The 19,637-nt window shown below is 46.4% G+C and carries 18 protein-coding genes; 15 read left to right on the top strand and 3 right to left on the bottom strand.

Annotation, left to right across the window (positions count from 1 at the left end; all coding sequences use genetic code 11):
- Positions 1–35 precede the first annotated feature (35 nt).
- From Cabys_RS10990 to Cabys_RS10955, 8 genes are all read left to right on the top strand, one after another.
- The gene (locus tag Cabys_RS10990) at positions 36–2,447 is read left to right on the top strand and encodes a sensor histidine kinase (protein ID WP_006930505.1); all 2,412 of its coding nucleotides are present in this window, start codon (positions 36–38) and stop codon (positions 2,445–2,447) included.
- A 22-nt stretch (positions 2,448–2,469) separates the two neighbouring features.
- Positions 2,470–3,510 carry a sigma-54-dependent transcriptional regulator gene (locus Cabys_RS10985; protein ID WP_071961283.1) on the top strand — a complete coding sequence of 347 codons (1,041 nt, stop codon included), beginning with the start codon at positions 2,470–2,472 and terminating at the stop codon, positions 3,508–3,510.
- A 128-nt stretch (positions 3,511–3,638) separates the two neighbouring features.
- Positions 3,639–5,300, top strand: coding sequence for an IS1634 family transposase (locus Cabys_RS10980; protein WP_006927120.1), 1,662 nt, complete (start codon positions 3,639–3,641; stop codon positions 5,298–5,300).
- Between the two features lie 52 nt (positions 5,301–5,352).
- Positions 5,353–5,724 carry an AAA-type ATPase lid domain-containing protein gene (locus Cabys_RS10975; RefSeq protein ID WP_150109315.1) on the top strand — a complete coding sequence of 124 codons (372 nt, stop codon included), beginning with the start codon at positions 5,353–5,355 and terminating at the stop codon, positions 5,722–5,724.
- Between the two features lie 963 nt (positions 5,725–6,687).
- Positions 6,688–7,692 (top strand): diacylglycerol/lipid kinase family protein, encoded by a 1,005-nt coding sequence (locus Cabys_RS10970; protein WP_006930504.1) that lies wholly within the window; start codon positions 6,688–6,690, stop codon positions 7,690–7,692.
- Positions 7,693–7,709: 17 nt separating this feature from the next.
- Positions 7,710–8,471 carry a methyltransferase family protein gene (locus tag Cabys_RS10965; RefSeq protein WP_006930503.1) on the top strand — a complete coding sequence of 254 codons (762 nt, stop codon included), beginning with the start codon at positions 7,710–7,712 and terminating at the stop codon, positions 8,469–8,471.
- On the top strand, positions 8,468–9,577 hold the full coding sequence (locus Cabys_RS10960) for a class II aldolase/adducin family protein (protein WP_006930502.1): 1,110 nt from the start codon (positions 8,468–8,470) through the stop codon (positions 9,575–9,577). Before Cabys_RS10965 ends, Cabys_RS10960 begins: the two co-directional genes overlap by 4 nt.
- Positions 9,578–9,755: 178 nt before the next feature.
- Positions 9,756–10,469, top strand: coding sequence for a hypothetical protein (locus tag Cabys_RS10955; protein ID WP_006930501.1), 714 nt, complete (start codon positions 9,756–9,758; stop codon positions 10,467–10,469).
- A 119-nt stretch (positions 10,470–10,588) separates the two neighbouring features.
- Here Cabys_RS10955 and Cabys_RS10950 read toward each other — a convergent pair whose 3' ends face one another.
- Both Cabys_RS10950 and Cabys_RS10945 read right to left on the bottom strand, forming a co-directional pair.
- Positions 10,589–11,722: a T9SS type A sorting domain-containing protein gene (locus Cabys_RS10950; protein ID WP_150109314.1), complete on the bottom strand. Its 1,134-nt coding sequence runs from the start codon at positions 11,720–11,722 to the stop codon at positions 10,589–10,591.
- A gap of 867 nt (positions 11,723–12,589) precedes the next feature.
- On the bottom strand, positions 12,590–12,802 hold the full coding sequence (locus tag Cabys_RS10945; protein WP_006930499.1) for a TM2 domain-containing protein: 213 nt from the start codon (positions 12,800–12,802) through the stop codon (positions 12,590–12,592).
- A gap of 313 nt (positions 12,803–13,115) precedes the next feature.
- On the opposite strand from Cabys_RS10945, the gene Cabys_RS10940 reads away from it, so the two are divergent.
- From Cabys_RS10940 to Cabys_RS10910, 7 genes are all read left to right on the top strand, one after another.
- A complete protein-coding gene (locus tag Cabys_RS10940; protein WP_169313664.1) occupies positions 13,116–14,447 on the top strand; it encodes a 4Fe-4S dicluster domain-containing protein in 1,332 nt (443 codons plus the stop codon).
- 158 nt (positions 14,448–14,605) lie between these two features.
- Positions 14,606–14,923, top strand: a complete 318-nt coding sequence (locus tag Cabys_RS10935; RefSeq protein WP_006930497.1) for a EutN/CcmL family microcompartment protein — start codon at positions 14,606–14,608, stop codon at positions 14,921–14,923.
- A gap of 1 nt (position 14,924) precedes the next feature.
- Positions 14,925–15,203, top strand: coding sequence for a EutN/CcmL family microcompartment protein (locus Cabys_RS10930; protein ID WP_006930496.1), 279 nt, complete (start codon positions 14,925–14,927; stop codon positions 15,201–15,203).
- Positions 15,200–15,475, top strand: coding sequence for a EutN/CcmL family microcompartment protein (locus Cabys_RS10925; RefSeq protein WP_006930495.1), 276 nt, complete (start codon positions 15,200–15,202; stop codon positions 15,473–15,475). Before Cabys_RS10930 ends, Cabys_RS10925 begins: the two co-directional genes overlap by 4 nt.
- Before the next feature lie 120 nt (positions 15,476–15,595).
- Entirely contained in the window at positions 15,596–16,390 is a 795-nt protein-coding gene (locus tag Cabys_RS10920) for a creatininase family protein (protein ID WP_006930494.1), read from the top strand.
- A gap of 1 nt (position 16,391) precedes the next feature.
- Entirely contained in the window at positions 16,392–17,246 is an 855-nt protein-coding gene (locus Cabys_RS10915; protein ID WP_006930493.1) for an endonuclease/exonuclease/phosphatase family protein, read from the top strand.
- Between the two features lie 4 nt (positions 17,247–17,250).
- A complete protein-coding gene (locus Cabys_RS10910; protein ID WP_081475114.1) occupies positions 17,251–18,288 on the top strand; it encodes a uroporphyrinogen decarboxylase family protein in 1,038 nt (345 codons plus the stop codon).
- 137 nt (positions 18,289–18,425) lie between these two features.
- On the opposite strand, the gene Cabys_RS10905 is transcribed toward Cabys_RS10910, so the two are convergent.
- Entirely contained in the window at positions 18,426–19,412 is a 987-nt protein-coding gene (locus Cabys_RS10905; RefSeq protein ID WP_006930491.1) for a radical SAM protein, read from the bottom strand.
- Between the last annotated feature and the right edge of the window lie 225 nt (positions 19,413–19,637).

The following is a 19,637-nucleotide window of genomic DNA, read 5'->3' as shown; positions in this document are numbered from 1 at the left end:
GTTTATCTTAAATTTTGAAGACGAGGAATGGTAACATGCAATTCCCTGAAAAAACTTTTATAATTGGTATTTTCATTTATTTTCTTCTGGCGCTCACGGGCCTTTACAATACCTCACAACGCCCCGCGTTGCCCATGTCAATGGAAGAGACCGATCAGGGCGTTTACCTGTATCCTGCAGCAGGGAAGGGCCAGGAAGGCAGCTTTGCTCCCCAATTGATAAGCAGTCTGGACCATTACGCGGTGGAACATATCTACCAGGCAAATGCCGTCATTAATAGAAAAAAAATTGGCGATACGGTTACGCTTCGTTTGCAAGGCGACGGCGTGCAACAGGTTAAATTGACTTCGTATTATGGTTTTTGGCATCTTTTTCTTAATTTTTTTATTGGCGCCATTTTTTTTGTAATCGGCGGATTGATCTGGTGGAATCGCGAAAATAGCGCAGAACGGTTGTTCCCCTATTCAGGATTTCTTTTTGGTTTCATCATCATCATGAACTGGGGAGGCATTCAGTTGCCCCTGCCGCTTTCTTTGCCGCTGATTTCGTTGTACTTTTTAAGTTATCCACTGGCCTTTTTGACCTTTTGTCTGTTCAGCAACTATTTTCCCGCATTTGATGTTTCAATGGCGGAGGTAAAAGTTCATGTCCAACGCATCCTTGTTGCGGCGGCGTTATTTTCGCTACCGCTCATCCTTTTTTTTCTGCGCCAGACATTTGATTTTTCACTGGCCACGGTCGATCAATTCTATCTGATCTACCGCCTGTTTCGCTTCATCATTCTGGCCATAATGCTGTTTGCCCTCATTCAGTTGATCCGCAATCTGCTGCGTCAGGAAAATCCCGAGCATCGTCGTAAGCTTCATTGGGTGTTGTGGGGCGTGTTCTGGGGCAGCTTTCCGTTTATTTTTTTGTGGAACTTGCCGCAAATTTTTGGATTTTCGCCATTGACGCCGGAATGGATCGCCAATCTGGCCATCCTCTTTATTCCGATAACTGTAGCCATCGCCATCTTGCGCCATCGTTTGTTTGATATCGAAATTGTCATCTCGCGCAGTCTGATCTATTCTATTGTGTTGTTCAGTTTAATGATTATTTACCTGCTAACCGCGCTGGCGCTTTCGGCGCTCTTTTTGAATCGTTTTTCGCTCCATTCGCCGCTGGCCTCAGCTTTGGCCGCGTTATTTATTGCATTGATCTTTAATCCGCTTAAAACGCGCGTTCAAAATCAGGTGGATCGTCAATTTTATCGCATAAAATACGATCGTTTTCAGGTGCTCAGGTCTTTTATGGCCGGGCTGGAACGGCTTTTAGAAAAGGGGCAGGTGTTACAGGAACTGGAACGCGCCTTTCAAAAGGCCGTGCCGGTTGAAAAGCAAGAGACGTTCTTCGTGGAAAAAGAGGGCCCCGTCTCTGGCGGTGAAGAGATCGCAAAAGCGACGCAATTTCTGGAATGGTTTCGCTCACAGCCCGATGGTGAACGCGGTCGGATATTTATCCATCCGTCCGGAAGGGAGCGCCTGGAATCGGGATTGCGTTTCGCCGGGGCGCCATTGCCCGAACGGTATTTGATTTTAATTGCGCTCAATGCGCAGAGCGGCTGGTTACTGGGCGAAAAACGTTCCGGCCAGCGCTTCTGGAAGGAAGACCTGGACCTGGCCAGTCAGATGGCTGCGGCCGCCTCTGCGCAGCTCGAAAAAATCGCCTTTATGGAAAATTATCTGCGTGAAGCCCTGGAGCGCGAAAAAGCGGAACAACTTAACGCCTGGAAAAGTTTGCTGGTGGCCGAAGTGGCGCACGACTTGCGTTCGCCGCTCAATGCCATTCTTTTTAAATTAAAAAATCTGGCGCATGCGCTCAATGAGGGAAAAAACGATTGGCAGAGCTCCGCCTTAGAAATTCAAAACCAGGTGCGGCGTTTGCAAAATCTGATTCAGAGTCTGCTCGCCTTTTCCGCAATCGAAAAAGGTAAGTTGTCCCTGCAGCTGACTCCGCTTACCATTCAATCGATTGTTGGGGAAACGCTGGACATTTTGCAGGAGACCATAGAAAAAAAGAGATTGAACGTCAGGCAAGATTTACCGCCATCGTTGCGCGTGCTCGGTGATCCACAGTTTTTACAAGAAATTTTTCTGAACATTTTGAGCAATGCCGTTAAGTTTTCCGCTCCGAGTAAAACCATTCACATCAAAGGCCGATCGTTTTTGCGGCGAAGTGAGCGGCGCGTTAAGATCGAAATCCGCGATCAGGCGGGCGGAATGACGTCCGCTCAAATTAAGGAAGCTTTTGAACCTTTCCGTTCCAGGCAGACGCCCCGCCCTGGCGAAGGATTTCATCTGGGGCTTTACATCGTCAGACAATTTACCGAACTCATGAACGGCGAGGTGCAAATCGAATCGCAAAAAGGAAGCGGAACGACGTTTTTGCTCTCCTTTCCGGCCCCGTAAGAACGGAACAATGAAAGGGCGTATGATGAAAATCAAAGTTTTAATCGTTGACGACGACACACTTTTGAGCGATGAGATGGCCGCTTTTCTTTCCAGGAATGGCTACTCCGTCGAACAAGCCCAAACCCTGACAGAAGCGCGGAGCACGGTCAGCGCTTTTGCGCCGGATATTCTATTGCTGGATTTAAAACTACCTGACGGCAGCGGTCTGGATTTACTACCTGAAATAAGGGATAAACTTCCGCAAACAACCATCATTCTACTCAGCGGCTACGGTAGTATCCCGGAGGTGGTTACGGCCATTAAACAGGGAGCGGAAGATTTTTTAACCAAGCCGCTGGATCCCGATCATCTTTTGCTCCGCTTGCAAAAGGTACAGACCCACAAGCAGTTAAGTACACGATTGAAAATATTAGAATTAGACTGGGAAAATCAACGCCAGATGATCATCGGGCAGAGCCGCAAAATGCAGGAGGTTATTAAGCAAAGTCAGGCGGTGGCTCAGGGCAATACCACCGTGCTCATTAGCGGCGAAACAGGAACGGGCAAGCACCTGCTGGCCTATTATATCCATCAGAACAGTCCTCGTAGTGAGGCACCGTTTGTTTACGTCAATTGCGCCACCCTGTCAGACCAGCTTCTGGACAGCGATCTGTTCGGCCATGAAAAAGGCGCTTTTACCGGGGCCGTGCGACAAAAAGAAGGGCGAGTGGAATTGGCTCGCGGCGGCACCCTGTTTCTGGATGAAATCGGCGAGCTGCCCATAACGTTGCAGGCTAAATTACTGCATTTTATTGAATACGGCGAATTCCAGCGGGTGGGCGGAACAAAAACGCTGCGCGCCAATGTGCGGATCATTTGTGCTACGAACCGCAACCTGCAACAGGAAATCGAACAGGGACGCTTCCGGGAAGACCTGTATTTTCGCATCAATGTGGTGCGTGTGGAAATTCCGCCTCTGCGCGAGCGTCCGGAGGATATTCCGGAATTGTTCGATTTTTTTCTGCAGAAATTTTGCCGGGAATTGGGCAAGCCTCTGTTGAACCCCCAGTTTGACAGTTAACGCCAAATTTTTCAAAGCCAAATCAAAAAAAACATATAATTAAGTTTCTCTGTTTCAATTTCTTTGTAGTCTATGCAGGCGTGCTTTTTTTATTTGCTATCAAATCGTTTTATTATTATATTCATTCTATGTTTGTTAAGGTAAGTCGATCCAAAAGAAATAACAAAGTCCATGAGACTTTACAAATCGCTGAGTCCTACAGAGACTCAAATGGAAAAGTACGCCATCGAATCTTGCTGCATTTAGGCCCTACCGACAAATTCATCAAAAAAGACGTAGACACGCTTATCAACGGACTTTTAAGGGCTAAGGGGTTAACTTTACAGGACTTAGATAGCAATATTGATAATGTCAAGGCCTTCGGTCAAATCTGGGCGCTTGTCCATTTATGGAAAGAGCTTAAAATGAGCCAGATTATTGCCAGGCAAAAGGAAAAAAGCGGAATAAAGTTTGATCTTGAAGCTCATTTAAAAAGTCTGATATTTAACCGCCTGGATGATCCTTCTTCCAAACTAAAACTACTCACCTGGTTAGAAACCGTTTATATTCCGGGTATCAACAAAGACGACATTCGTTATGAGTATCTTTTAAGAGCGATGGATTTTCTAATAGCTCATAAGGAAAAGATTGAAACCCAACTTGCTAATCGTTTACTAGATCTGTTTAATCAGGATCTAAAGGTTTGTTTTTATGATTTAACATCAAGCTACTTTGAAGCCGAAAACTCATTGGTAGAAGGCGATATTCGTCAGTTTGGTTATAGTCGTGACCACCGCGGAGATAGAGAACAGATCGTAATTGGCGTGGTGATGACCGGAGATGGTATTCCTATAGCCCATTACGTCTTCCCTGGCAATAAGGCTGATCGCTCTACCTTGCAAGAGATGCTCAATGATATTCGCAGGCGATTTAAGGTAAAAGATATCCAGCTGGTGGCAGACAAAGGTTTATTAAGCAATGACAATCTCTGGCATTTAATCCAACAAGGTTATGAGTTTATTCTTGGAGAGAGTGTTCGTCAGAGCAAGGATGCCAAATCGGTTATAAAAGAAGCCAATGCGCATAAAGAGGCGACTGGTGAGACGATCTATGAGCGCCTAACGGAGCGTGAAATCAAGTCAAAAGATGGTAAAAAGGAAAAGATAAAACTTCGTTATGTGGCCAGTTACAATGCCGCCACGGCATTAAAGCGCTATAAAAATCGCATCAATCGTATTAATGAATTTTTAGAGCTGTCAGAAGAGATTAAGAAAAAGGAAATAAACACAGAAGATAAATATCATCAAATAAAGAGTGTATTATCAAGAAAACGTTTAAGTCGTTTCTTTAATGTTGAATTAACAGAAGATACGATAGAGATTCATAAGCAAGATGAGGTATTATCAGAAGAAGAAAAGAGCGACGGTTGGTTTATAGTGATAAGCAATGCTCATGACCTGAGTAAATCAGAACTCATAGCGCGCTATAAAGATTTAAAATATGTGGAGCATGGTTTTTACGAATTAAAGCATAGTTTGAATTTACGTCCCAATTTTCATTGGACAGAGAAGCGTATCAGGGCTCATGTGATGGTATGTTTTCTTGCATTCCAGATGGCGGTATTGTTTGAGAAGCGTTTGAGTGGCATAAAATTAAGTTGGCAGCGTGCTATGGAGAGCCTGCGTCGAGTCGTGGTTGTAGAATGGGAAAATGAAGGGAGACGTCGTAAAGGATTATCCAGAGTGCATGGCGAACAATTGGAAATATTTCAGGAGATAGGCAGCAGCAAGCCAACGCTTTTATCTTTGTAGTGACAACTTAACGAAAATGAAATTAAACTAACTTAATAATAATAAAGGAATTATGTTCCATACAACTGTCAAACTCAAGTTGAACTACAGCCCGTCGCTACGGGAAAAACTGCTGCGCTATCCCTGGCCGGGCAATATTCGGGAATTGCGCAACGCACTGGAACGGGCGGTCGCCATGTGTAACACATGGCAATTGAGCGAAGAGGACTTTCCGTTTTTAAAATCCGATGCGCCGATGCAGGAAGACCCTTTATTTGCGCCAACCGATCTGCAAACGGCGTTGACGCGCTTCAAGCGCAGATACCTGCAACGCATTTTACAGGGCGTTAATGGCAATCAGTCGCAAGCAGCCAGAATATTACACATTCAACGCACTTATTTAAACCGTTTGATTAAAGAATTGAAGATTGAAACTGAAAAATGAGATGCGCGTTTTCTTAAGCTTGTCGCTGCTGTCAAAAGATTCAGGAGCTTTTTATCCAGGTCAGCACAGCCGCAACCCAAACCAACCGCAACACGTGCATAGTAATTTTCCCGCAACTTCGCCAATAATCGCAGAAAATTATTTAACATGTATGACGCAAGCTTAGCAAACCGGCACTCTACTATTCCTAATTCCTAATTCGTAATTCGTAATTCGTAATTTTTAATTTTTAATCCTAGTACATCATAGCAGCAAGCAAAAACATTCCCGCAGGAATTTAAGCGACCACAGAGAGCCCAGAGAAGTCACAAAGAGCGCAAAGAATGTTTTAAATTAAAAATAGTTTCAATTGCCGTCACCCCCTTTCCAAGAAAAAAGTCTGAGAAAGTGGGAAAAACTGTTCGTTGGAAATTTTTCTCCAATGATGTTCAATATTTGCGCATTTATAAATTTCTATTCAACCATTCAACTAATTAACTATTCAACCAATCCAACAGCCCAAAAATTTTCGCACGCAAATGCATTACATTTTTTGGAGGAAGTATCCTAAAGATTAATGCTTACCAGCGCTGAATTGTCCTTGGAAATCCTTCGCCCCTACATAAACGGTGGTAGGAATTCACCACATTTGCAGAAACAGGTTTGAAATGACAGACTAACCATTCAACCATTCAATCATTCAACTAATCACCTATTCAACCAATCCATGGACGGGGGATGAGTCTTTAAAACAGAACAAAAATTTTCGTTCATGTTGTGGCTGCAAAGGTCTTACAATGTAACTATTTTAAACCACTTTGTGTAAACAAAATCAGACACCTGTCTGATAAATTAGACGCAATTAGTCTGAACCAAATATTCTCCAATCCATGCTAACTCATTGATATTCTAAAAAATAAAGCAAAAAAAATATCTGGCATTAAAATTGAAAATTGTTGCTACAGCGTTTTGAAAGGAGAAAAAATGTTAAAAGAGTACAAAAGCGAGTACTGGACGTTTACTCCCAGAGATCGGCAAAAATCTAAAAAAGAAGAAAAGCGTTTTGCTGAAATCCACTGCATCATTAATCCGGCATCGGCGGCCGGGCGAACGCGTGGACGCTGGCTCCGATTGTTAAAGGTTCTACAAAACACCTGGCCCGACGAGTTGACCTTTACCATTACTGATTTTGCCGGGCATGCAACGCTTATTGCGCGGCAGGCAGTTGAACAGGGCAGTAAAAAGATCGTGGTAATGGGAGGAGACGGAACCATTCAAGAAACAGTCAACGGTCTTTTGGCCAACCATCAAACATGCCTCGAGGAAATTTCCCTGGGAATTTTAAGCAGCGGTACGGGCCAGGGCCTGGCGCAAAGTTTGGGGTTACCGCGCGCCTTACCGGCGCAATGGACGGTGATTTGCCAGGGCAAAAAACGGCGAATTGATCTGGCCAGGGCTATCTTTTTAGATGAAGAAAAACAATGGCAACGCCGTCTGTTTGTAAATGAATGCCAGATTGGGCTGGGCGCCGATGTGGTGCAAAATCTTTCTTTTAAAACCAAAAAACTGGGAGGACGAGTGGGATTTGGCTTTACGGCCTTAAGCACGGCGCTACGTCAACCCTCTTTTAAGATCAGGTTACGTCTTAACGACGCTTATTCTGTTACGGCTCAAGTTCTGGGCGTGGTGATTGCCAACGGCGCCTTTACCGGCGGGGGAATGCAACTGGCGCCGAAAGCCCTTCTGGATGATGGACAACTGGACGTATTGCTCATTCACGATCAGAGCGCTTTGCAACGTTTGCGTAATTTTCCTTCTATTTACACGGGCAAACATGGCATGAAAGGCGCTTTTAGTTTTTACCGCGTGCGGCGTGTGGCCTTGCTAAGTTCGCACAAAGCGCCGATTGCCGCAGATGGCGAGATTTTAGGAAGCCTGCCGCTGACGGTGGAGGCGTTGCCTTCTGCGCTTACGGTAACGGTGCCTTAAAATAAGGGGGAATCCTCATGTTAAGTCTAAAAGAAACATGGCGTCGTTGGGAGTTTGAGCTGCGGATTGTTGTTTCTTTTTTAATCGTGGCGTTGATCTGCGCTATTAGTTTTGCCTTTTATCCAAAATCGCCGCTTTGCGCTGCCGTCGTAGGAAGATGGTTTGGGTTAAGCGCAAGTTCGGCCACAACTCTGGCCTACTTGCTGGCTTCCGTATTCATGGCGGCCGCTTCACTGTTGCGCATGTGGGCGGGAAGTTTGTTAACCTCCCGACGGATGATGCGTTTTGCCGTGCAGAGCGATGGTCTGGTAATAGCCGGGCCGTACCGGCTGGTGCGCAATCCCATTTATCTTTCCGATTTAATCGCTTTTGCAGGATTTGCTCTAATTTTGCCGCACGTCGGTTTATTGATGCCGTTCCTGCTCTGGCTGCACTACCACCAGATTATTCGTTATGAAGAACAGGCCCTGCAACGCTCGCATGGGGCTTCTTTTGAGCGTTATGCCAGCCAGGTAAACCGTCTTTTCCCGGGGCGGCGTGCGCTAAAACAACTTGCCACAGCCCGCCGAGAATTCATTATTAATCGCGACGGATTAATGCACAACGCCTTATATCTGCTTTTTATCCCGGGTTTTCTGTTCAGCGCCCGGACGCACAATCTGTGGCATGCCCTGTTGATCGGCCTGCCGGCGGTTGGTTTGTGGACCTACCTGCATGTGCGAATCGGACTTTCGGGGCCTTCCCCTTTTTTATCACGCATAAAAAGGAGTAAACCATGAAATTCATGATCTACCAAAATGACAAACAACGGTTGCGCGACGCCTATTGTGCGCAAATTGTTCGCCAATGGGAGAAAGAAGGACATTCCCGCACCTCTGATCCTGATGAGGCTAAATTTGTGCTGAATGTGACCGATATCGATTCACCGCAGATCTATCGGCGCAGGTCCCGGGCCATTTTTGTGGTGTCGGTTGTTGTGTTGCAAAAATGCTGCGCAGACCTGCGGACCCTTTGCTACCGGATGCTGGTGCGCACCTTATCGAACCTGCTCATCTGTATTGTTCCGCAAAAGAAGGGTCTTATGGAATCTGTTCAACTGCCGCCCGCTCGTGTTTATTTTACCACGCCCGAAGCCGGATTCTATTCTGCCGATTTCGACGCGCCAGCCATCTATCGCAAGATGTTGCCCATCGTTGGCGCGCATCTGGCTATTGCTAATAGCTTTTCAGTAGATTTACCGCGCGCCTACTGGAAGCAGTCGGCCGTGGTGGATCAGATTCAGCGCCATGGAAAAAAGCTGGACGAACTGGGCGTTTTGCCCGCTCCCTTTCCGCTAAAACGCTTTCTTACCGAAGAGGACATTGAACATCTCTACCGCCTTTTTCAGGTAAAGGGCTTAAGTTACGGGAATCTAAGCGCTCGCGAAACCATCCCCCAATTAAACGAACGGACCTTCTGGATGACGGCGCGCGGCATTGATAAGGGACACATTGGGCGTATTGGACAGGATGTTTTGCTTGTTAAAGGCGTGGATGAAGCGCAAGGCGTGATATTGATAAGCGTGCCGCCCGATTACGATCCAAAAGCCCGCGTGTCGGTGGATGCGGTTGAACACGCCTTAATTTACCGTGAATTCCCTGAGGTGGGCGCCATTGTACACATCCACGCCTGGATGGAAAATGTTTGCGGCACGCAACAAAATTATCCCTGCGGCACCATCGAACTGGCGCGAGAAGTGGTCTCTTTGCTGCGGCGTACGGATAATCCCGCCTGCGCCGTTGTTGGATTGAAAAATCATGGTTTGACCATTACCGGCCCGAGTCTTGAAGCCATCTTTTGTCGCATTGAAGGGCGACTTATCAGAGAGGTGCCCATGGTTGCCTGAATAAAGGGCAAAGCATTTAAAGATTAGACATTTCAGGTCGTAAAAAGTAAGGAGAAAAAAATCTTGTAACTCCAATAAAAACGATCTGTTTTTTAAAGGGTGTTCTCGCTCGAACATTAAAAAATACCTTTTTTGAGTGAGCTTTTATAATGTAAACATTTATGGGATGGAGAAAACGATGGCACGTAAAAAAATTTATTTAATGGTTTTGTGTTTGCTGAGCAATTTTTTGTTGAGTCGTTGCGCTATGGTAGGACTGGGCATCGGGCTGGTCATGCAAAAAAACGAGACGCTTGAAATCAAGCCGGAAGATCAGGATAGCGGATTTTTGCTTGCGGGGCAAAAATTGCAAATCGTGCTGCAAAACGATTCGCTGATTAACGGAAAATTGCGGGCGGTGGAAACGCTCCCGCGGGAAATCTATGGAAAGGCCTATAACCGCTTTCTTACAAAACAGCCCGCTGAAAACCGGCTGCCCGCGTTGAATGACACTCTGACATTGATTTACCGCAGCAAGTTGACGGAACGGGCGCTTTTTGAAGGATGGGATAAAAGCGGCGTGTGGATTCGACTTCCTGTAAGCGGAAAAACTTTACGCTTTCCCTACCGTCAAATTTTCGTCATGCGCTGGAACGAATTTCAGTGGTCGGGCGATTCGCTGCCCGGGCTGTTAACTAAATGGCAGGTTCCTTTACGATCCGAATTAAAGGTGGAAATAAAAGATGGCAGAATTCTACGCATTGCCTGGAACGATATCAGGCGAATCTACTACCGTAAAAAAAGTCATTACGCCCTTACCGGATTTTTAATCGGCTTCACCATCGACTCGATTATTTTATTTAAAATTCTGAGTACGCCTTTGGTAACGAATATAAATCTTGGCCCCATGTAAAAAGCTTTATGCTTCCCTGAAAATAAAAACAGGCCATACTCTTTTCAGCATTTGAAGAAAAGCAGTTTGGCAAGCCTGCTTATGATTTTTTATTGAGATAAAAGTCTTTTTTTGATGAATTATTTTATCATTAACATCTTCCGGCTTTGAGAAAACGAAGCGCTCGAAAGACGGTAAAAATAGCAACCGCTTGAAAAAGTGGCGGCGTTCCATTGAAGCCGGTATTCACCCGCCGGTTGAAACTGGTTAATCAGCGTGGCGATCTTTTCGCCCTTTGCATTGTAAATACTCAGATTAACAGGCGTGGACTGCTTTAGACGGTAGGAAAGGGTGGTTGTTCCGTTAAAGGGATTCGGATAATTTGGAAAGAGAATAAACTGAGATGGCGAGCTATTTAATAGACTTCCCATGGAGGTAAAAAGATCGCTGGGCGGATAATAAGGCCTGGTAATGACGCCTTCGCTGCTTAGTAATCCCGCCAGTTGACTGTTTTTTAAAATCTCACGAAAGCTGGAAGAATCGCCGTTGATTAAAACGGTATTCCATATCAGGCGTACGCCGTGAGAATAATCGGCATATTGTGCGGAATGGCCGTTGTAAACCGGTTGGATGGGGTCGTTAACGCTCCTGTGCCAGCCGTAAATAACCACGCGCTCATAATTTCTGTCCGGGCTGTAAATTTTGTTGGAGATGATGATATCTTTCTTATGACCAGCGATTAGACTGTCGGCCGTCCGATCATAGCCCATTTCGCCCAGTTGCTGTTTAACAGAATCGGTGTGCTGCATGAAAACCGGCACGGTGGTCATTTGATCCGAAGGTGGGATGGGCTGGGGCCGTAATTTAATTCCTGCCTTATTGTAGATGATGTCAACCAGTTTTTGGGTGGGCATGGAACAATGCATGCGCTCTGCCAGATATTGCGCAGTGGAAGGCGTCAGCGGAATGTACAGGTAATCCTCATCCGATCCAATGGCCAGGTAGTCGCATACAGGGAAAATAACAACGGTGTAAGAATTAGAGCCCAGAGTTTGCCTAAAGGTTAAGGGCCGTAATTTACGGGAAAAAGAAGGCACATTTCCAGCAAGAAAGGCTTTAACGATGGCTGTCTCGCGCTCGGCCAGGTTGAGTCCGGCAATTTCCCGGGCAAATTGTGCGCCGCCGGGCGCATTGTCCGCTCGCGGCGGAAGATCCAGGTAAAAGATGCCATCCGATGTTTTAAATGCCCCGGGAACGTTGCTGTCAGATGCCATGGCAGGTTCCCAAAAACAGGCCAGGCCAAGCAATAAAATTAGAATTAATTTTTTCACGTTGTTGCTCCAGTTCTGGAATGATGAAAAATATGGAAATTTACAGCATTAATCAATGAGTAGTTTTCTTTTCCTGAATGTCCCCCAAATTTTTTAAGATTACAATATTTTTTCTAAAATTATTTTTACAACTCACCCCCTAATTTCATACTTACTAACACGTTAGGTATGCTCTTTTCCCCCTCTCTTTGCAAAAAGACTCACAGAGCAAGGCGGGGAAATGGAGTGAGTTTTTCATACATTCAGCTATTTTATTTCCTTAAATATCAATCGATTATAAGGTCTTTGTTTGAAATTTTGGGGGACATTCAAGTAATTTTCTTTTCACGCAGATTGCGCAGATACTCGCAAACAGAAATAAAAAAATTGTGTAAATCAGCGCGATCAGTGAAAAACACATACCTCCAGCGTTGAAACAGCAGAAGAATTGCAGACTGTCCATTCAACCATGTGGTAGCCCTCACCTCCTTTCCAGGAATAAAAGTCTGAGAGTGGGGGATGCTGAGCCTGAAAGATTGTTTCCAACGTTGATAGAGATTTCTCTGCAGACCCTTAGCCCATAAATTGAAATTAGTAAAGACAGAGCGGAGGGCCCTTAAACTGTTACACACTTTTCCCTTTTCCAACGGTGAAGGAATTCACCACATTTGCAGAAACAGGTTTGAAATGACAGACTACCTATTCAACCATTCAACCATTCAACTAATCAACTATTCAACTATTCAACCAATCCATCGACGGGGGATGAGTTTTTAAAACAGCACAAAAATTTTCTCACGCTAAGGCATTACATTTTTTGAAGGAAGTATCCTAAGTCCATTCAACGATCTTTTTGCCTTCCTTATCCGTAAAAGAGCCGGTGATGATTATGATTAGATCGACCAGAACCCAGATTCCAAGGCCGCCAATGGTGATTAACTGCAGCAGGCCGGTGCCGATTTTTCCCACAAAAAAGCGATGGGCGCCAAAAACGCCAAATAAGAAACATAAAAGAAACGTTGGAAGAATTTTTTTGTCACTCATATTTAATCCTTTCGATTAATGGGAGTGATATTAAAATGAATGCTTCGAAATAAAGCCCTTTGTAATGGTAGAACGCCTGTAGATTATCAGAAAGATAATAAAAAAGTTTTTAGACCAAAGCAATAAAATTTTGGAGAGGAAGCATCCGTAATCATTTTTAAGCAAAAACAGTTGATTTCAAAATGGCGTTGGTTGATTTTTGGGCGTACCGTCTAACGGATTCTTGAATTAAAAAGATTTTGCCTAATCGGTTTGTGGCTTTCTTAAACTTTTTTTATCTTTACTAAAAGTTGCTTAAAATGAGAGAATGCTTGTGCAGTGGATTTTTGGAATCGTTGGAAGTCTTGTTTTTGCGGCACTTCTGTTTGCTGCCGGCATTTCTTTCAGGGAAGATGAAAGCAGAGCCGGCCGGCTTTTTATGGTCTTTGCCTTCCTGTTTTCTACGCCTTATTTTCTTTTTGCTTTAAAGCCAGAAATCATTTCTACGCTGATAATCGTTTTTTTATTGATATTTCCCTTGCTGGGTATCATCGTCCTTTTGCTGCCCTATGATCCGGCCTCAAAAAAAATCGCTCTTTCAACAACCCCGACTTTGCGCTACGACGAACGCGATATCATGTTCAGCCGACGGCGTTTAAAACCAGGCAGTGAGCGTTTCGAAGCATATTATCGAAACCATCCGCAAAAGAAGAAAATCGACGATGCGTGGCGCCGAAAACCCGGCTTATTAAATCCAAAGGCCAGGTTTTACCATCCATTGTATTTTTCCGCGGCAGAAGCCAGCTTTGACACAGTGGAGTATTTTCATCCCCATGTTCAGACCAATCCGTCGGCTGAAAAAAAAGTAATTGAACCGACGGTGGCGACGGCATTTATTAAAGATTGGCTGACGCGTTCCGGGGCGCATTCGGTGGGCTTTACCTTGCTAAGGGATTATCATCTTTACAGTCATCGGGGGCGGCAGGAACCCTACGGAGCCGAAATTTACCGGGAACACGAATTTGCCATTGCTTTTACGGTGGAAATGAATAAAACCATGGTGGATTTTGCGCCAAAGTCGCCCACGATTCTGGAATCGGCCGATCAATACCTGAGAGCCGGCATGCTGGCCGTTAAATTAACGCAGTTTATTGGGCGCCTGGGGTATGAAGCCCGGGCGCACATCGACGGCAATTACCAGGTGGTCTGCCCGCTGGTGGCGCGCGATGCCGGTTTGGGAGAGCTGGGGCGAATGGGCCTGCTTATGACGCCAGAACTCGGCCCCAGAGTGCGCATCGGGGTGGTTACCACCGACCTGCCGCTGGCGACAGATCGCTACCAACCCGACCGTTCGGTCATCGATTTTTGCCGTAAATGTAAAAAGTGCGCGGAAAGTTGCCCGGCGAAAGCTATCCCTTACGAAGATCGTCAATATGATGCAGTCGGGTTACGATGGAAGATCAATCATGAAGCCTGTTTTAGTTACTGGTGTACGGTCGGAACCGATTGCGCCCGCTGCATCAAAGTGTGCCCCTATTCTCATCCGGACAACATAATGCACGGGCTGGTGAGAACGCTGATCAAAAGGAATGTCGTCGCTCGCTACCTGGCCCTGAAAATGGACGACGTGCTTTACGGCCGTTTCAACCGAGGAAAAAATTTCTGAAAAAGAAAGCCCTGTGCTTCACGCGTATTTCACAGAGAATTGCAGAACAAACGGCGTTCTTTTGGGCGGTCGGCACGGAAGGGTATCAAAACTATATTTGCGCTCAATTTGCTTGCTGAGTATTTTTAACCAGATGAAAAATTGAAAAGGAAAATGCGATGGAATTAGCGCGCGTAGAAGGACATGTGGTGGCCACAGCCAAATCCAACCGGCTGGAAGGTTACAAATTGCTTCTGGTTCAATTGTTGGAACCGGACCTGTCGGAAACCAACAAATATTTTGTAGCCCTGGATACTGTTGGCGCCGGCGAAGGCGAAGTGGTGATCATTGTACGCGGCAGTTCAGCCCGTCAGTCGGAAAAATTGAGCAACGTGCCTACCGATACCAGCATCGTTGCCATTGTGGATTCTCTGGAAATGCACGGAAAGATTCTTTTTAAAAAACATCACAAAGAACAAAAAAGCAGGACAAAATAGAATGCGTCTTGGCAGAGTCATTGGTAAAATATGGGCATCTGTTAAAGACCCTAAATTAGAGGGAACCACGCTTTACATCATGCAAACGGTTAATGAAGCAAACGAACCACTGGGCATGCCGGTGATAGCCGTAGATACGGTAGGCGCCAGAGAAGGGGACCTTATTTACTGGGTTGGAGGCGGAGACGCAACGGTGCCTTTTGAAGATCGGATGATTCCCAGCGACGTTACCATCGTTGGCATTGTCGATCATTTGCAAATTAAGAGGGATGCAAAATGATCATCGGCAAAGTCATCGGCAACCTGGTCGCCACGCAAAAACACCATGCTTACGAAAATAAAAAATTATTACTGGTTAAACCCATTGATTGGCAGGGGAACGAAGAAAAGGAAACCATAATTGCGGTGGATACCGTGGATGCGGGTATTGGCGACCGCGTGTTAATCATGTCCGAAGGAAACTCCACCACAGAAGAGCTGAAGTTTGAACGGCGTCAACCTGTGCGTACTATTGTTATTGCGATCATCGATGACATTCACAAAAGAGCATAAGTTTGGTTGATTGCTCCTGCGCGTTGCTGTTAAAATCCTAACCGACAGGGAACATTCAACGGCAAAATCATTTCCAGCCTGCTGACGCCGTTCCATGTTCAAAAAAATTGAGGAACAAACATGAACCAGCCTTTTGATTTAACGCAGATTAACCTATCCATGGCCCAAGAAAATCAATACGAAGTTGCCGTATTACCCATTGGCGCCATTGAGGCGCACAATCGGCATTTGCCTTACGGGCAGGATTTTTTCCACACCAGCGAAGTAGCCAGGCGTTGCGTACGGCAGGCCTGGGAGGCGACGCAAAAGGTCCTTCTTTTGCCAGCGCTGCCGTACGGGGTTGACAGCAACCTGATGGATTTTCCGCTGGTCATGCACGTGCGCCAATCTACCCTGGATGCGCTGGTGCGCGATCTGGCTTTGAGCCTTGTTCATCACGGCATCAAAAAGATGGTGCTGCTCAACGGGCACGGCGGGAATGACTTTAAGCCGCTTATTCGTCAACTGCAGTTCGAACAACCGCTGCATCTCTTTTTGATCAACTGGTGGCAGGTGGGCAGCGATCGCTACCATGAAATTTTCGAAAAGGTTGACGATCACGCGGGCGAGCTGGAGACTTCTGTTGCCCTGCATCTTTTTCCCGAGCTGGTGCAAACAAAAAACGCGGGAAACGGTCAGGCCAGGCCGTTCCGCTTTGAGGCGTTGAACAAAGGCTGGGCCTATACCAGCCGACAATTTTCTAAACTGAACGATCACTGCGCCGTTGGCGACCCGTCGAAAGCCAGCGCGGAAAAAGGCAAGCGGTATTTACAGGTGATTTGCCAGCGAATAACGGAGTTTTTAATTGAACTGGCCAACAGTCCGCTTGACGAAGATTTTCCCTATCAAAACAGAGAACCCAGAGGGAACCGTTAAAATGTTGCGCCATACTTTTGTGCTCATCATTTTTGTTGTAAACCTGTTCGGGCAACAACCAGACCTGTCTTTTAAGGTGATGACTTTGAATGTAAGATATGACAATCCCAAAGACAGCCTGAATGCCTGGGTAAATCGTAAGGCTCTGGTGGCTCGACTTTTAAAGGAAGAGAGAGCGCACATTGCCGGCTTTCAGGAGGCGCAGTTTCATCAATTGCAGTTTCTGGATTCGGTAATGACGCAATATCAATTTTACGGCGTGGGCAGAGACGACGGACAGATTGCCGGAGAATTCTCGCCGATTTTCTTCCGTAAGGACCGCTTTTTGCTGTGTTTTGCCAGAACCTTCTGGTTGTCTCCAACGCCGGACGTTCCGGGCAGCATTGGAAAAGGGGCCGTATTGCCGCGCATTATGACCCTTGTGCGTCTTTTTGATATCAGGGCCGGCCGTGCGCTTTGGGTTGTTAACACCCATTTTTCGCACGTTAGCGATTCCGCTCGTTTACAGGCGGCAAAAATTATTTTGCAGAAGAGTAAAATGTATGCGCAGGATGAACCGCTGATTGTGATGGGCGATTTTAATAGCGAGCAACAAAGCGCGGTTTATCGACTTTTTACCGAAAATAAAGCGCTGCCCTTAACGGACACCTTTTTTGCTGCACAAAGCGCGCACAGCGGCGGAAAGCAAACCTTCAACGCTTTCGGGAAAACTGAAAAACCGCTTATTATCGATCACATCTTTTGCAGCGGTCATTTTAAAGTGCGGCAGCATTATTTTCGGCCGCTGAAGAGCAATGGTCTCTTTGTTTCAGATCATTTTCCGGTTTTAACCGTCCTTGAATGGCAAAAACAATAGTGAAATGCGTACTTCTCCGAAGGAAATAGAAATGCCCAGTCAGGAGCGTGTAAAACGCGCCATTCGTTTTGCCTCGCCGGATCGCATGCCTGTCATGCACGCCATTTTGCCCGCCGTGCAAGTTAAGTACGGTACCTCTTTAAACCAGGTGTTAAAGCCGCTTCCAGACGATTTCGGCTGGCGGCCGTCGGCAGAGCTCAGCGAGAAAAAGTTGCCGGACAGATTTCAAAAGGGAAAACACTACGACGAATTCGGGGTCTTGTGGCAGGTGGAAAACGCGGGCAGCTATGGCATACCCGTGGAATTCCCCTTGAGCGATTGGGGAGCTTACCCGTCCTATCAATGGCCGGAGCCGGTTATCGGCTATTACCAGATTCATCAATACGCCGGAGAAATCTGTAATGGATTGAAAACTTACGCCCTGGGCGGATGGCTTTCTTTTTTTGAACGGATGCAACAATTGCGCGGCGCGGAAAACCTGATGATGGACCTGGCTTTTAAAACGCAGGAAGTGTATCGTCTGCGAGAGGATTTGCTGGCCTACAATTTGCGCTGGCTGGACAAATTGCTGGCCGCCCAATACGACGGTCTGCAGTTTATCGACGACTGGGGCGCTCAAAAGAGTTTGATGATCGAACCGCAATTATGGCGGGATTTCTTTAAACCCGTTTACAAAACCATGTTCGAAAAGGTCAAAAACAGGGGAGTGGACGTCCATTTTCACTCCGACGGCTACATCATGGAAATTATCCCGGACTTGCTCGACCTGGGCGTGGATGTGCTCCACTGCCAGTGTACGATTATGGATGCGGAAAAACTGGGGCGGGATTTTTCAGGTAAGGTCTGCTTCAGGACTGAACTGGATAGCCAGCATATTCTGCCCTTCGGAACCCCGCGGGCGGTGGAGAAGCATGTTCGCCATTTGTTTAAACATCTGGGCACATCGCAGGGCGGACTGATTGCCTGCGCGGAAATCGGGCCGGACGTGCCGCTGGAAAATATTCGCGCCATTTACCAGGCCTTTATGGCATACGCGGATTGATTGTATGGTTGATTGGTTGAATGGTTGAATAGTTGAATAGTTGAATGGTTGAATAGTTGAATGGACACTCTGCAATCGGCGTGAAAAAAACTTGCGGCTGTGCGGCCCTGGTTATTCAATGCTCGAATCTCTTATCGTCATTCGAATGGATGACCGTCTTTTTCAAAATCCGGCCGGTAATGTTCCGGCGCGTCCATGTGCTGGGCAAAACCGGAGGTCAGACCCAGGGATTCCATCTTATCCAGCGCGCGGCGGTATTCTCCATAACGGATGCGCCGTGAAATCAAAGGATAACGCGATGCCTTGTGCGTGGGATAGTACTGGGCCATCAGACTGACCGCCACTGCGGGAGAAAGCTCGCGAGCAATCCATTCCAGTACTTCTTCAGAACCGGCCTGGTCATTAGGCAATATTAAATGACGGATGATCAGACCTTTTACGGCCACGCCGTGTTCATCAACCTGCAGGTCGCCCACCTGGCGGTACATCTCTTTTAAAACCGCCTGAACGCGCGGCAGGTAATCCTTTACTCCGGAATACTGCCAGGCAGAATCGTCAGAAAAATATTTAAAATCGGGCAGGTAAATATCGACGATGCCCTCCAGCAGGCGAATAGCTTCCAGCGAATCGTAGCCATTGGAGTTGTAAACGATGGGGATTTTAAGGCCCAGCAGTACGGCTTTGAAAATGGCCTCTACCATTTGCGGAACCACATGGGAAGGCGAAACAAAATTAATGTTGTGAACGCCCAGATTATTTTGCAGGGCGACTATCTGGCGGGCCAGTTCGTCGCCGGTCATTTCGAATTGTTTGAAATATGAAGGTCGCTGACTGATTTGATAGTTCTGACAAAAGACACAGCGCAGGTTGCAGCCGCCAAAAAAGACCGTGCCCGAGCCGCGGTAGCCGGAAAGAACCGGTTCCTCGCCGTGATGGTCGCAAATGGAGGTCACGTAAGCATGGCGCCCGGTCAGGCAAAATCCCTGCTCGTCGTCAAGTCGGTTGACCTGGCAGTTTCTGGGACAAACCGTACAGCTTGTTAACAACGCATTGAGCCGCTCAACGCGCTGTTGCAATTCGCCGCTGCGGTACAACGCCAGGTATGATGGTTCTTGCGCCTTCATGTAAATAAATTTACAGTGAGAAATGGGGCAGGGCAATAGACCAATGAAAAAGGGACGAAGAATCCCTTTTAAACAAGCTGGGGATTTCCTGGGCTGATCTTCGCTCCGTCCCGATTTCTCGAAACTGAAGCTTACGTTCCGTTCGGAATGACGCTCAAACAATCAAGGGATTCTTGTTCTGCAAATAAAAACTCTTGATTTCGAAAAAAATAATTTGTAATATAC

The organism is Caldithrix abyssi DSM 13497, assembly GCF_001886815.1.
GTDB lineage: Bacteria > Calditrichota > Calditrichia > Calditrichales > Calditrichaceae > Caldithrix > Caldithrix abyssi.
This window is presented reverse-complemented; position numbering and strand designations above follow the sequence as displayed.